13 protein-coding genes, 3 tRNA genes and 1 pseudogene are annotated in these 13,611 nt (G+C 59.0%); 9 read left to right on the top strand and 8 right to left on the bottom strand.

Annotated features, from left to right (window positions below; translation table 11 throughout):
• A partial coding sequence (locus tag C934_RS32765) for a GTP-binding protein (protein ID WP_018859849.1) occupies nt 1-271 on the bottom strand: 271 nt, incomplete at its 3' end.
• Between the two features lie 266 nt (nt 272-537).
• Here C934_RS32765 and C934_RS0128035 point away from each other — a divergent pair.
• Nucleotides 538-1,047: a hypothetical protein gene (locus C934_RS0128035; protein WP_018859848.1), complete on the top strand. Its 510-nt coding sequence runs from the start codon at nt 538-540 to the stop codon at nt 1,045-1,047.
• A gap of 63 nt (nt 1,048-1,110) precedes the next feature.
• Here the strand turns inward: C934_RS0128035 and C934_RS0128030 are convergent.
• A tRNA-Gly gene (locus C934_RS0128030) sits at nt 1,111-1,184 on the bottom strand.
• A 26-nt stretch (nt 1,185-1,210) separates the two neighbouring features.
• Nucleotides 1,211-1,295: transfer RNA gene (locus C934_RS0128025), tRNA-Tyr, on the bottom strand.
• A gap of 206 nt (nt 1,296-1,501) precedes the next feature.
• Between C934_RS0128025 and rlmB the strand changes: the two genes are divergently transcribed.
• From rlmB to C934_RS0128005, 3 genes are all read left to right on the top strand, one after another.
• Nucleotides 1,502-2,392 carry a 23S rRNA (guanosine(2251)-2'-O)-methyltransferase RlmB gene (rlmB, locus tag C934_RS0128020; RefSeq protein ID WP_018859847.1) on the top strand — a complete coding sequence of 297 codons (891 nt, stop codon included), beginning with the start codon at nt 1,502-1,504 and terminating at the stop codon, nt 2,390-2,392.
• Between the two features lie 165 nt (nt 2,393-2,557).
• Nucleotides 2,558-2,713 (top strand): hypothetical protein, encoded by a 156-nt coding sequence (locus tag C934_RS35350; protein ID WP_018859846.1) that lies wholly within the window; start codon nt 2,558-2,560, stop codon nt 2,711-2,713.
• A gap of 325 nt (nt 2,714-3,038) precedes the next feature.
• Nucleotides 3,039-3,114, top strand: a tRNA-Thr gene (locus C934_RS0128005).
• A gap of 69 nt (nt 3,115-3,183) precedes the next feature.
• Here C934_RS0128005 and ilvD read toward each other — a convergent pair.
• Both ilvD and C934_RS34245 read right to left on the bottom strand, forming a co-directional pair.
• Nucleotides 3,184-4,857: a dihydroxy-acid dehydratase gene (gene ilvD, locus C934_RS0128000; RefSeq protein ID WP_018859844.1), complete on the bottom strand. Its 1,674-nt coding sequence runs from the start codon at nt 4,855-4,857 to the stop codon at nt 3,184-3,186.
• Nucleotides 4,858-5,093: 236 nt separating this feature from the next.
• Nucleotides 5,094-5,189 (bottom strand): annotated as a pseudogene (locus tag C934_RS34245) (recombinase family protein); the annotation flags it as partial.
• A 70-nt stretch (nt 5,190-5,259) separates the two neighbouring features.
• Between C934_RS34245 and C934_RS0127995 the strand changes: the two are divergent.
• The gene (locus tag C934_RS0127995; protein WP_018859843.1) at nt 5,260-6,057 is read left to right on the top strand and encodes a lytic murein transglycosylase; all 798 of its coding nucleotides are present in this window, start codon (nt 5,260-5,262) and stop codon (nt 6,055-6,057) included.
• Between the two features lie 223 nt (nt 6,058-6,280).
• On the opposite strand, the gene C934_RS0127990 is transcribed toward C934_RS0127995, so the two are convergent.
• Nucleotides 6,281-6,733 carry a pyridoxamine 5'-phosphate oxidase family protein gene (locus tag C934_RS0127990; protein ID WP_018859842.1) on the bottom strand — a complete coding sequence of 151 codons (453 nt, stop codon included), beginning with the start codon at nt 6,731-6,733 and terminating at the stop codon, nt 6,281-6,283.
• Between the two features lie 397 nt (nt 6,734-7,130).
• On the opposite strand from C934_RS0127990, the gene C934_RS0127985 reads away from it, so the two are divergent.
• From C934_RS0127985 to C934_RS0127970, 4 genes are all read left to right on the top strand, one after another.
• Nucleotides 7,131-7,649, top strand: coding sequence for an Hsp20/alpha crystallin family protein (locus tag C934_RS0127985; RefSeq protein WP_018859841.1), 519 nt, complete (start codon nt 7,131-7,133; stop codon nt 7,647-7,649).
• A gap of 95 nt (nt 7,650-7,744) precedes the next feature.
• Entirely contained in the window at nt 7,745-8,038 is a 294-nt protein-coding gene (locus C934_RS0127980) for a hypothetical protein (protein WP_018859840.1), read from the top strand.
• A 398-nt stretch (nt 8,039-8,436) separates the two neighbouring features.
• Nucleotides 8,437-9,210: an NAD kinase gene (locus C934_RS0127975; RefSeq protein WP_018859839.1), complete on the top strand. Its 774-nt coding sequence runs from the start codon at nt 8,437-8,439 to the stop codon at nt 9,208-9,210.
• A gap of 3 nt (nt 9,211-9,213) precedes the next feature.
• Nucleotides 9,214-9,723 carry a hypothetical protein gene (locus C934_RS0127970; RefSeq protein WP_018859838.1) on the top strand — a complete coding sequence of 170 codons (510 nt, stop codon included), beginning with the start codon at nt 9,214-9,216 and terminating at the stop codon, nt 9,721-9,723.
• Nucleotides 9,724-9,821: 98 nt separating this feature from the next.
• On the opposite strand, the gene prfB is transcribed toward C934_RS0127970, so the two are convergent.
• Nucleotides 9,822-10,953, bottom strand: a protein-coding gene (gene prfB / locus C934_RS0127965; RefSeq protein ID WP_100248113.1) for a peptide chain release factor 2 whose coding sequence is annotated in 2 segments (ribosomal slippage) — nt 9,822-10,883 and nt 10,885-10,953 — 1,131 coding nt in all. Because the reading frame shifts where the segments join, the coding sequence is not laid out codon by codon here.
• Between the two features lie 100 nt (nt 10,954-11,053).
• A complete protein-coding gene (locus C934_RS0127960; RefSeq protein WP_018859836.1) occupies nt 11,054-13,501 on the bottom strand; it encodes a penicillin-binding protein 1A in 2,448 nt (815 codons plus the stop codon).
• Nucleotides 13,502-13,611: the final 110 nt, after the last annotated feature.

The raw sequence follows: 13,611 nt of genomic DNA, 5'->3' as shown, positions 1-13,611 counted from the left end.
CACCGGTGATCATGTTCTTGACGTAGTCGGCGTGGCCGGGGCAGTCAACGTGGGCATAGTGGCGGTTCGGGGTCTCGTATTCGACGTGTGCCGTCGAAATGGTGATGCCGCGAGCCTTTTCTTCCGGAGCCGCGTCGATCTGGTCGTACGCCTTGAACTCGCCGAAGTACTTCGTGATCGCTGCCGTCAGAGACGTCTTGCCGTGGTCAACGTGGCCGATCGTGCCGATGTTAACGTGCGGCTTGTTGCGCTCAAACTTACTCTTTGCCATTTGAATGCTTCCTGTGAACGAAATGGATGACCCCGGCGAACCGGTTTAGTGCCGCCGTTTAAGGCTTTCGGGGAAATTGCGCAAGACCTATTTGCGGACCGTATTCCTAGCCTGCGGGCGCATATGGGAAGGAAGCGCCCAATCGGCAATATCCACCGGAGATGGCAGCGAAGATATATTCGCGAAGAACGGGCGCGACGGCGCCAAGGATATGATAGTACATCGTTTGCAGCCCTTACGCGGAAGCACTGCTCGGAGACACCGCAATGGAACCAAAGGAAATTGCAAAACGATCCGCAGGCAACTTTCTGATCTTTGCCGCTTGCGCATTCATATTGTGGGTTCTTGCCGCTGCGATCGACTGGGTCGCGCAGCTTGCACGCCTCTCCTCGCCCGAGCGGCTCCCGGCTCTGGCGACATCGATCGTCAGCTCTTCGACGCTGCAAGCGATCGTCGCAATATGGCTGCTCACAGCGGCATTTGCCATCGCCTTCCCAAAGATGCTGACGCCACTTTCGGCCACCACGACGCTGATGTTCGACGTGGGATACGGTATTCTCGGCGCCCTCACCGGCTTCGGCATCGCGATCGGTCTCTTCGGTGGCGGCTGGTCGATCCTGTTGCGCGCCGTGATCTACAGCGCCCTCATCGCCATCGGCTTCGTTGCTGTCCGCATATGGCTGTCGAGAGAGGATCTCAGCACCAACCCCCAAAAGCGATGGACGATCGCCGGCATCATCGCGCTGGCCTCGCCTTTCGTGCTGCTCTGGGGCTAGAGGTACGCATAGCGACCCGGCTCGCGCAAAGTGTTACAGGAACAACAGGACACTGCGAAAATCTGGAGCGGGTAGCGGGAATCGAACCCGCGTATTCAGCTTGGAAGGCTGCTGCTCTACCATTGAGCTATACCCGCGGGGTGGTATCCGATCCAATGACGAATGGTGGAGAGAGTTGGATTTGAACCAACGTAGGCTGAGCCAACGGATTTACAGTCCGTCCCCTTTAACCACTCGGGCATCTCTCCAGTCTTTTCGTCCGGATCGTGAGACCAAGCTCGTCAGACTTTCGAAGCGTTGCCGCCCCTCGGTCTGCGCCGCGTATATGACCGGACGATTTACGCATGTCAACACGATGACGACGGAAAAAATGTGAAAAATTTCATCGACCGTGGAAAGCCGGGGTCCTGAAAGAAATCCTATGCGGAAAGAAGCACCCTCGCTATAAAGCCGCATGAGCAAAGACAAGAAAACCGGTGGCAAGCCCACTGACGAAAAATCCGCCAAGGACACGCATTACGCAACCCTGCGCCGCGCGCATCGTGATAGCAAACGCGAACGCGGTGAGATTCCGACACCGCCGCCACAGAAGCGCCGGCGCGGTGCCGAGGACTGGAAGCCTCCTGCACTCGCGCCCGAGCAGGTCTATCTCTACGGCCTTCATACGGTTCGTGCCGCGCTTGACAACAAGGAGCGCCGGAACGTCAAGTTGTCGGTGACCCAGAACGCGCTTGCGCGTCTGGAGATCGCTGCCGACGCGCTCGGCATTCCGGTCGAAATCGTCGCTCCGCACGATATCGACAAGGTCCTCGGCCCGGATGCCATCCATCAGGGTGTCATGCTGGAAACGCGCCCCCTGCCCGTCCGCCGGCTGGAAGCACTGAAGGACAGCCCACTGCTTCTCGTGCTCGACCAGGTAACCGATCCGCACAATGTCGGCGCCATCATGCGTTCTGCCGTGGCCTTCAATGCAGGTGCCGTCATTACCACACAGCGCCACAGCCCGACCGAATCAGGCGTGCTGGCGAAATCAGCCTCAGGTGCACTGGAACTCATCCCCTATATCCAGATCACGAATCTTGCCGACGCTCTTGGAGAACTGCACAAGCTCGGCTTCTTCACGATCGGCCTCGATTCGGAAGGACCGGCGCCACTCGAGGGCACATTCTCGGGTGACAAGGTGGCGCTCGTGCTGGGTTCCGAAGGTAAGGGGCTACGCCAGAAGACGCGCGAAACTGTCAGCGCGCTTGCCAGGCTAGACATGCCGGGTGCGATCAAGTCACTCAATGTATCTAATGCTGCGGCGATCGCTCTTTATGCGGCGAGGCAGCATTTGAAAATTTGATAGAGTTGGGGATCGCGGCGAAAGGCGCGATCTTTCTCTTCCATATGCGGGATGATAGCAGCGCCGCAAAGCAACTAGGAAGCCAGCAAACTGCTGCTCGTCTCGGATTTGCCTCTGCTCTTTTCCATGCTGCCCCGCATTCGAACAGGAGGAACATATTTCCATATGGCCATCCGCTCCCTCGTCATCGGCACTCTGTTCGTCGGCGTATTTGTTGCCATCATTCTCAGCATCGTCTGGATCGACAAGTCGCAGCCGATTCACGAACTCGCTCCGCTGGCGCCCGCCCCTGAACGCCCTATTCCAGCACCCGTACAGTAGATCGTGTAGCTATCATCAGGGGAACCGACGGTCGGCCCCGCGCGTTGGCTTCGCACGATTTAGGAGAGAAATGTGCGGGTAATGATCGCTATTATCGTTTTCATGGTTGCTTCGGTGCTGAGCATTGCAATCATGTCGCCGTTGGGTGCCGGAGAGACCGGTGACGCCTTGCAAACGAGCGTGCGGCAGACTGCGCCTCGGAACTAGCAAAGTCGGGTCTGCGGCGTTCGCAACGCAAACTCCGATGCAAGGTCGGACGAACGAAATCACGATCGCGCGGATTTCTTCTTTACAGGACGGCAGAATCTGGTACTTGGCAGGCATCGCCCTTGTAGCTCAGTTGGTAGAGCACCTGATTTGTAATCAGGGGGTCGCGGGTTCGAACCCTGCCGGGGGCACCACTAATTTTGCACGAAATCAGTGACTTGATAACTAATTCGCCTCAGTTGGCGCGTTTTTTTCATGTGACCTCAACCCGTCACGGCTCCCTCGTTCGCTGGTCGGACCAAGGCCGCAAACTTGGCGAGGACGCCGTGCCTGTAGCGCGGCGGAGGCTGGCTCCAAAGGCTTCGGCGTCTCGCAATCTCTTCATCTGGGACGTCGAGCTGCAGAAGTAGCTGATGGGCGTCGATGGTGATTTGGTCGCCGTCCTTGACAAGTGCGATTGCCCCCCCCTCGAAGGCTTCGGGCGTGACATGCCCGACCACCATACCCCATGTGCCGCCGGAGAACCGCCCATCTGTGATGAGGCCGACGCTCTCTCCAAGGCCACGTCCGATGATAGCGGAGGTCGGGGCAAGCATTTCCGGCATTCCCGGACCACCCTTCGGCCCGAGGTAACGCAGGACCAGAATGTCGCCGGCCTTGATTTTGTCCGAGAGAATAGCATCCAATGCGGATTGCTCGTCTTCGAAGACGCGCGCCGGGCCAGCAATCACCGGGCTCTTGAGCCCGCTGATCTTTGCCACCGCCCCACCCTCTGCCAGATTGCCTGTGAGTATGGCGAGATGTCCCTCGCGATACAGTGGCGCTGAGAGCGACCGGATAACGTCCTGGTCCGCACGAGGCTCGTCGGGCACGGCCGAGAGTTCGTCAGCGATCGTCTTGCCGGTGATCGTGAGACAATCGCCGTGCAGAAGGCCCGCATTCAACAGTAGCTTTAGGACTTGAGGAATGCCGCCGGCAGCGTGGAGATCAACAGCCATATAACGGCCGGATGGCTTGAGATCGCAGATTACTGGTACCCTACGGCGTATCCGCTCGAAATCCTCCAGCGTCCATTCCACCTCGGCCGCATGCGCAATGGCGAGATAGTGCAGCACCGCATTCGTTGAACCTCCAGTGGCCATGATGAGCGCCACGGCATTTTCAATCGACTTCCGCGTGACGATGTCGCGTGGTCGAATGCCGGCCTTCACCGCTTCCACCAAAACGCGCGCGGACTCGACCGTGCTATCGATCTTTTCTTGGTCGGGATTGGCCATGTTGGAGGAGTAGAGCAGCGACATGCCGACCGCCTCGAAGGACGAACTCATGGTGTTCGCGGTGTACATGCCGCCGCAAGAGCCGGTCGTCGGGCAGGCATTGCGCTCAATGCCCTCGAAATCCTCAGCGCTCATCTTTCCGGCCATGTAAGCGCCGACGGCCTCGAACGCGGACACGATGGAGAGGCTCTCGCCCTTCCATCGACCCGGCTTGATGGTGCCGCCATAGACATAGACGGCCGGAACGTTAGCGCGGAGAATGCCGATCATACCGCCCGGCATGTTCTTGTCGCACCCGCCGAGCACTAGAACGCCATCCATCCATTGGCCCTGCACCGAGGTCTCCACACAATCGGCGATAACCTCGCGCGAGACGAGAGAATATTTCATGCCCTCCGTTCCCATGGCCATGCCGTCCGAGATGGTAGGCGTGCCGAATATCTGCGGATTGGCTCCGGCCGCCTTGATGGCGGCTATCGCCGCGTCGGCAAGCGGCTGGAGGCCGGCATTACATGGCGTGATCGTCGAGTGCCCGTTGGCGATGCCGATCATCGGCTTGTCGAAGTCCCCTTTGGTATAGCCCAACGCATAGTACATCGCGCGATTGGGCGAGCGAGCAATGCCTTGGGTGATATGCCGTGAACGGTCGTTGTGAGCCATAAGCGCCTCCCGCTAGCCAAACGGAACCATACTCTATTGGAAACCAAATACGCTGTGAAATATGCTTTTTGCCTCCAGCTAAGTCGCCGCACATATCAAAGGCTGCCGATGGAACTGAGACAGATCTGCCAAATTTGTCGCCGTCGACGAGAAGCTGCAATTTCCTCGGCGTCTTGGACTCGGTCAGCAACCGCCGGTCTTCCGCTTCGCCAGAGTCGCCATCAGGTCCGCGTTCATCGCGCCAGGCGGTCCAGTTTCGTCACTAGCACCGTATCGCCCTCACGTGCATAGTAGAGGCACCTTCTCAGTTCCTTTCGCTTCCCGGTCAAGCCGGTTTCGCAAGTGAACGAGTGACGTCATGCGGCCGGATGCATGATGGTTCAGACCCACGAGGAGAGCGACATGGCATTCTTTGCTAAGGGAGTTTTTCTTGCTGCGGCGGGCGCCATCGCCTTCTGCCTTCTGGCGTGCGTTGCGCACGCGGCATCGTGCGGCAAAAGCGCTGCCGGGTTTGAACAGTGGAAAGTAGAGTTTGCCGAGACGGCAAAGGCTGCAGGCGTCAAGGGGAAGGGTCTTGCAGCGCTTGCCGGTGCGAAATACGCCGTAGGAACCATTCAGGCCGACCGCTCCGTCAACAGGGCTTTCAGCGGCTCGGTCGCCGACTTTATGAGACGACGCGGTGGGTCCGCGATTATTTCCAAGGGCCGTTCGCTTAAGACGGCGAATGCAGCGCTCTTCGACAGCATCGAGCGCAACTACGGCGTGCCCGCCGGCGTGCTTCTCGCCATCTGGGGTATGGAGACCAACTTCGGCGCCTCTATGGGCAACCAGAACACAGTTTCGGCAATCGTCACGCTCGCGTACGATTGTCGCCGCCCGCAATTCTTCGCGCCCCATGCTATCGCGGCGCTCAAGCTAGTCGACAGCGGCGTGCTGAGTGCCGGCTCGGTCGGCGCCATGCACGGCGAGATCGGCCACACAGGGTTCCTGCCTGGGAATGTCCTGAAATACGGCGTCGGAAACAGGAACATGCGCGACAAGAGCACGGCGCTGATGTCCACGGCCAACTTCCTCAGGGCGCACGGCTGGGGCGCCGGCGGGGACTATCAGGGCAATATCGGCGCCATCGCCGGCTGGAACTCCGCGAGTGTGTATCAGCAGGCGATCGCCCGCATCGGCGAGGCGATCGACGGCGGTTAGATCCTGCCTCCAGTTACAAAGCCGCCACGCGCCGAGTCAGAATGTTATTTGCGTGGAAGGGGTGCGGAGGACGAGAATGCTCGGTCTGTGGCTAATCTCTCAGGCTACCAGCGACTCGGTTGGGCTCGTGTAATGGGCACCTGATCGCCGATACAGTCGATTGGCTTCCTCCGTCAAAGGGTGCGCAGACATTGCGGAAACCTCGAGGGCCGAGGCGTTGTCACTAAAGGGCCACGACCCGACCGGAGACATCGTCCGTGTAGATGCAGTAGAATAGGTGGGCAGATGCAGACACAGTCGGTAGTTCGCGAGGCTCAAGCGAGCCGATCTCCCACCAGTCCAAGTGTCTCTGCAAAAGTGACCACGCGTGCAGGCGCTCCTCGTGCCAGACATCATCGTCGGGCAGTTCCTGGAAGTGGCCGTTCAGCACGACGCTCCTCCATCCGCCCTTCCCCCACTGCTCCTCCACCTGGAGGCAGACTCTTGGATTCAGCCGCATCCACTCCACTTTTCGTCCTGGCATCGAAAAACTGTAGGCTACTCGTGATTGGAACGCAAAGTAGATTGGGACCACGTAAGGCCGGCCTTCGTTACTGCAAGCCAGATGACCAAAATGCGCCCGTTCCAGCATTTCCAAGCATTCTACATGGCTCATACTCCTGAGTGTCGTTGACATGTCTGTCTCTCCCATTCCTCCGAGGAATACTCGACGGGCCGCAAAACGAGGACACCGCTTACATAAATCATCCTCCTTTTTTGCTGGATCTGCATTGTGCTGGATCAATTTCCAATCCTGAAACGTGTACGGGTAGGGCAGAGGATATCGCTCGGCGCACTGCAAAACGGATGGTACCGAACCGCGTCTTCGACCGATGTTCTAAATGTGCGTTCTCCGGCGGACGGTTCGACCGATACTGCGTTAGACTGAGCCCGCGCGCCAATTAATTTCCTGTGTTCTTGACATTGATCAAAGTCACTTGCCCACCCGCGTGCTTTAATGACTGCGCTCGATGTCGAGCGAAACGCAATGATTAGATCCGGCTTCCGGACCTCTTGGCCAACAGGAGATGATCATGCCCGATATGTTCCCCATTAAGAAAGAACAGAAGACCACGACGCCGGCTCCCGGCGGGATGTGGTCTCCATTCGACTCACTTCGTACCGAAATCGACCGGCTGTTCGACGACTTCGGCCCTTCCTCATGGCGTCCGATCTCAGGTCAGCTCCTCGGACGCACGACTTCTGCTGCCGACTGGGTCGTGTCTCCCGCGGTGGATGTCGTCGAGAAAGACAACGCATTCGAGATCACCGCGGAAGTTCCCGGCCTCGACGAGAGCAACATAGACATCAGGCTTTCGAACGGCGTGCTGACCATTCGGGGCGAAAAGACGGAGGAAAAGGAATCGAAGGACGAGGCCTACCACCTTTCGGAGCGCCGATACGGCTCCTTCCAGCGCTCGTTTCGGCTTCCTGACTACATCGAGGCAGATAAGATCGCCGCCGCTTTCGCGAAAGGCGTCCTGAAGGTCACGCTTCCAAAGGCTGCCAACACCGGGACGAACGACCGCAAGATCGAGGTCAAAGCCACATAGCCTTGGAGCGTGCGAAGGGGCGGCTGTCGACCCTGGGCGGCCCCTCTGGCGTATTTCTTCATCGTTTCGTCGATCAAGGCCATGGGAGGTTTGTCATGCTGTCGCCCGATAGAGATTTCAAACCCGGCGGTGAGCGTTTTGCCATTCCAACGCAGGGAGAAGTCGAAGGCAAGCTGCTGGTTTCAGAGATCGTAGCAGTGGCTTGTCTCCAGGAGCTCATGAAGCTCAAGAATACTGCCGCGATTGCAAGGGTTCACCGACGCGTCCTGCACGAACTCAAGGAGAAATGCCAAGTCCTGAAGTTATGTGTCACCGACGAAAGAGCCGTCGTCGAATATGCGGAGCAAGTGTTAAAGTGCGCTGTGGCAGAAGCAGGCGGCTGTCGCTAACGCCTCCAGATACGAGCCTCGATACATGTGTGGCACGCTACCGCAAAGAAGGGCGGTTATAGACGCCAACTTGGCATTGGAGCACATTTCAAAACGTTCTGTATCCATTGTCACTACGAATGCCTCGGCAAGCCTGCGCGTACGGTCTCGCTATCGACGGAGAGTACGCAGTGCCGCCCCACGCCAGGATTGACGCCACCTGCCTTGTCGACGAAAGATGATCCGAGTCTTGCCCGGCTCGAGTTCCGGGCCTTCCACAGCATACGCCTGAAATCGAGCAGCGAAGAATTGACGATGGCTCCAGCCGGCGCTGCAGATGCACTTGACAAAATCGGCTTTTATTGGCGCCTAGACGCCAAGACTATGTTATCGTTCGTTGAATACGTAAAAGGAATTACATGGGCCGTTCGTTTCAGACGCTTTCCTTCCTTGCCTCCTCGGCGACAGAGGCGCTGGCGGCTCGGGAAGAGTTGATAGGCATTTATGGTGACGTGCCCCCTGAAGAGGCCGACGTGATCGTCGCCCTCGGCGGCGACGGTTTCATGCTGCAGACGCTGCATGGCACGATGAACTCGGGCAAGCTGGTCTACGGCATGAATCGCGGCTCCATCGGCTTCCTCATGAACGACTATCGAACGGAAGATCTGCAGGATCGAATCTGCACAGCAGTCGAAAATGCCTTTCACCCTTTGCAGATGACAACGGCGAATTCCGACGGCACGAATTCGACAGCACTTGCCATCAACGAAGTCTCGCTGTTCCGGCAATCCTATCAAGCCGCCAAACTGCGGGTCGAAGTGGACGGTGTCGTGCGACTCGACGAGCTTATCTGCGACGGCCTGATGGTGGCCACGCCCGCGGGTTCGACGGCCTATAACCTCTCCGCGCATGGACCGATCCTGCCGCTTGACGCCCCTCTGTTGGCGATGACTCCGGTCAGCGCGTTCCGGCCGCGGCGCTGGCGCGGCGCCCTTCTGCCCAACAAGGTGACGGTCGATATACACATACTCGAGGCGGAGAAGCGGCCGGTCAACGCGGTCGCTGACAACACGGAAGTGAAATCGGTGCTGCATATTCGCATCGCGCAATCGGAACTTACGACCGCGCGCATTCTCTCCGATCCCGATCGATCATGGTCCGATCGTATTCTTGCGGAGCAGTTCGAGGACTGAGACATGAGCTTGCGACGAACGACGCTTTGTACCTTGCTGCTAGCCGCGTCCACCCTCTGCGCGCGAGGCGTTGAGGCAGAAGACGCGATCCTACCGGCTTCAGTCATCTTCGCGACCAGCACCGGTTACTGGGAAGACGACGGTGCGGCGCCGGCCATTCAACGATCACCTTCGGCGCCCCAAACTGCGGCTGCCGCTCCCGCAAAACCGCGCCACGGCTACTACAAGCTGTTTGCCGTCAGGCAGGCGGACCGCACCGCCAAGATATATTTGCAGCAAATCGAGCAGAGCGACGCTGAGCCGTCCATCACCTCGACGGTGGAGTTGCAGGAACTCAGCGATCTGAAGCCGTATGTCACCGACATCAGGCCCGAAAACTCCTCCGGCATGCTCAAGGAGCCCGGCCTTTTTGCAATGGTCTACCTGAAGACCGATCCGGATGCGGAATCGGAGACTTGGACTGTCGTCATCGACGAATTTGGTGAGGTTACCGTCGGCAAAGCCAGCAACTAGTCGAAGCCGTTGATTTGTCGCTGGAGAACTTCCGGTTTTCCCGCTTGAATCGAAAAGGCCCCATTCGGGGCCTTCTCTATGTTCATACGTTTGAGCGGTTACTCGACGTCGTCGACGACAGCGTCCGGCTTGCCGCTGATGCGGTGAGCGAGAGCGGCTTCCATGAACTCGTTGAGCTCGCCATCCAGCACGTCGCCCGGCGCCGTGCTCGCCACGCCCGTCCGCAGGTCCTTGACCAGCTGGTAGGGCTGCAGCACGTAGGAGCGAATCTGGTGACCCCAGCCGATGTCGGTCTTCGAGGCTGCCTCGGCGTTCGCCGCTTCTTCGCGCTTCTTCAACTCGGCTTCGTACATACGAGCACGCAGCATGTCCCAAGCCTTGGCCCGGTTCTTGTGCTGCGAGCGTTCCTGCTGGCAGGAAACCACGATGCCGGTCGGGATATGCGTGATGCGCACGGCCGAGTCGGTCGTGTTGATGTGCTGACCGCCCGCTCCCGAGGCGCGGTAGGTGTCGATGCGGCAGTCGCTCTCGTTGACCTCGATGTTGATCGAGTCGTCGACCACGGGATAGACCCAGATCGAGGAGAACGAGGTGTGGCGCCGCGCGTTGCTGTCGTAGGGCGAAATACGCACCAGGCGATGCACGCCCGACTCCGTCTTCAGCCAGCCATAGGCGTTGTGGCCTTTGACCAGCAGGGTTGCCGACTTGATGCCTGCTTCTTCACCATCGTGCACTTCAAGAAGCTCTACCTTGAAGCGCTGACGCTCCGCCCAGCGGGTATACATGCGCAGCAGCATGTTGGCCCAGTCCTGGCTTTCCGTTCCGCCTGCGCCGGAGTGGACTTCGAGATAGGTATCGTTGCTGTCGGCCTCGCCCGATAGCATCGCCTCCACCTGGCGGCGGGCGGCTTCAGCCTTCAGGCTCTTGAGCGCGTCTTCGGCGTCCTTGACGACACTCTCGTCGCCCTCTTCCTCGCCCATCTCGATCAGTTCGACGTTGTCGTTGAGCTGCTGCTCGAGCTGCTTCACGCCGTTGATGCCGTCATCTAGCTGCTGACGCTCGCGCATCAGCTTCTGTGCTTCCGAAGCATCGTTCCAGAGGGTCGGATCCTCTGCCTTGTTGTTCAACCAGTCCAGTCGTCTTATCGCCTGGTCCCAGTCAAAGATGCCTCCTCAGCAGGGTGATAGCCTGCTTGGTTTCATCGACTACGTTCTGGATTTCCGCTCGCATTTTCCTGCTTCTTCGCGTTGCTTGAAAAGTTGCCCGTCAAATAATTGTGGCGGCTGCGGATGTAAAGGGCCGCAACCGCCACAACGGGTCAGGGAAAAGGTTAGTAGAGGCCGCCGGCGCCGGACTGGACGGCCTGGTTGGCCTGCGGCGACGTCCGCAGAATTTCTTCGGGCGCCATCGCATTGTCCATGCCGATAACAGAGAGGCTGTCGGCAGGACCGGTACCTGGCTTGAAGGCCTCGATAATCGTGTTCGGGTCGCCCTGAACCGCAGCCATGCCGGTCTTGCGGTCGATCGGAATGAGGTTCATGCCCGCCGGAATGACAAACTTAGATTCCGGCATGTCCTTCACAGCAACCTGCATAAACTCGTTAAAGATCGGCGCAGAAAGCGAGCCGCCTGTGCCGCCGCGTCCAAGCGTCGACGGCGAGTCGAAGCCGATGTAAAGGCCGGCGACAAGATCTGGCGTGAAGCCGACGAACCACGCATCTTTTTCATCGTTGGTCGTACCCGTCTTGCCAGCAACGTCACGCCCGCCGAGATCGACCTTGCCGGCGGCCGTGCCGCGCTGGATGACCCCCTGCAGCATCGAGGTGATCTGGTAGGAGGTCATCGGGTCGAGAACGGTTTCGCGATTGTCGACGACGTTGGGCTCGTCCTGGTTATGCCAGTCGCTCGCATTGCAGCCCTCGCAGACGCGCTCCTCGTGCTTGAAGATCGTACGGCCATAGCGGTCCTGGATCCGGTCAACCAGGGTCGGCTTGATCTGCTTGCCGCCATTGGCGATGACCGAATAAGCCGATACCATGCGCAAGACCGTGGTTTCGCCGGAACCGAGCGACATGGCGAGAACCGGCATCATGTGATCGTAGATCCCGAAGCGTTCTGCATATTCGGCGACGACATTCATGCCGAGATCGTTGGCAAGGCGCACCGTCATGCGGTTGCGCGAGTGCTCGATCGCGAAGCGAAGCGTGTTGGCGCCACCACCCTCGCCTTCATAGTTATCCGGTGCCCATACCTGGCCATTGCCCGTCTGGATCGACAGCGGATCGTCGCTGACAACCGACGCCGGCGTATATCCATTGTCCATGGCCGCCGCATAGACGAACGGCTTGAAGGACGAACCCGGCTGGCGCATCGCCTGGGTCGCACGGTTGAATTCCGACTGCGCGTAGGAGAAGCCGCCGACCATCGCAAGCACGCGACCGGTCTTCGGGTCCATCGCGACGAGACCGCCTTCGACCTTCGGCGGCTGGCGAAGCCGGTAGGACTTGGAACCTTCGTCCCCCAACCGCTCGACGTAGACGACATCCCCGGCTGACAGAACGCCGTCGGGCGACTTTGCTGTCTTCCGGCCGGAAGCCGAGCGATATGCCCACTGCATATTCTTGGCCTCGATGGCTCCACGCTCGCGCTCGGAAGGGATCTTGCCCGCGCCATCCTTCGGGGGCTGCAGCCCGATGTCGACGCCGTCGGCCGATACGGCCAGCACGACAGCCAGTCGCCATTCTGGCACGTCCGTCAAAGCCGGAATATCGGCCAGCGCCTTGCCCCAGTCAGCAGCCGTGTCGATCTGCTTGATCGGACCGTGGAAGCCACGACGCTCATCGTAGTTGGTCAGACCATCCTGAAGGGCCTTGCGCGCAAAGACCTGCAACGCGGGGTCAAAAGAGGTACGAACGGACAATCCGCCTTCGTACAGCATCTTCTCGCCGTACTGGTCGATCAACTGACGGCGGACCGCCTCGGCGAAATAGCCGGATGCAAAAAGCGAGGGCCCGCTGCTGCGACCGGTGACACCGAGCGGCTGTTTCTTGGCCTCGGCACCATCGGACTGACTGACATAGCCATTCTCGACCATGCGATCGATGACCCAATTGCGGCGGGTGATCGCTGCTTCGGGATGGCGGAAGGGATGATAGTTGGCGGGACCCTTCGGTAGGGAGGCAAGATAGGCAGCGTCGGCGACCGTCAGTTCGTTCACCGACTTGTTGAAATAGGTGAGCGAGGCGCTCGCGATACCGTAGGAATTCAGGCCGAAGAAGATCTCGTTCAGGTACAGCTCAAGGATCTTGTCCTTGCTGTAGGCTTGTTCGATACGGAAGGAAAGGATCGCTTCCTTCGCCTTGCGCTCCATCGTCTGTTCGCTGGAAAGCAGGAAGTTCTTGGCAACCTGCTGCGTGATCGTCGAACCGCCCTGCGTCGGACCGCCGGTCAGATAAGCAACCAGTGCGCGCGCAAAGCCGGTAACATCGATGCCGGGGTGCTGATAAAAGTTCTTGTCTTCAGCAGACAGGAAGGCCGCCTTGACGCGGTCGGGAACAGCCTGGATCGGCAGGAAAAGTCTGCGTTCCTTTGCATACTCCGCCATTAGCGCACCGTTGCCTGCATGAACGCGGGTCGTCACCGGCGGCTCGTAGCTGTTCAGCACTGCGTAGTCCGGAAGGTCCTTCGTGACGGTTGCCAAGTAAACGGCAACAACAGCCGCCACGCCCAAGAACAGGACGCAAGCCACTCCGAAGAAATATCCAAGAAGTCTAATCATATTTAAGCTACCGGTATCTCAATCATCGATCAGCGCGACATAACAATCGCAGGATCGGGGCATCTTGCATGTTGGGCGACTTACTCCATGAGCGTTTTCGCCACAAGCCG

Source organism: Rhizobium sp. 42MFCr.1 (assembly GCF_000377185.1).
Classification (GTDB): Bacteria; Pseudomonadota; Alphaproteobacteria; order Rhizobiales; family Rhizobiaceae; genus Rhizobium; species Rhizobium altiplani.
Note: the sequence above shows the minus strand (reverse complement) of the source record. Positions and strands in the feature narration are given on the sequence as shown.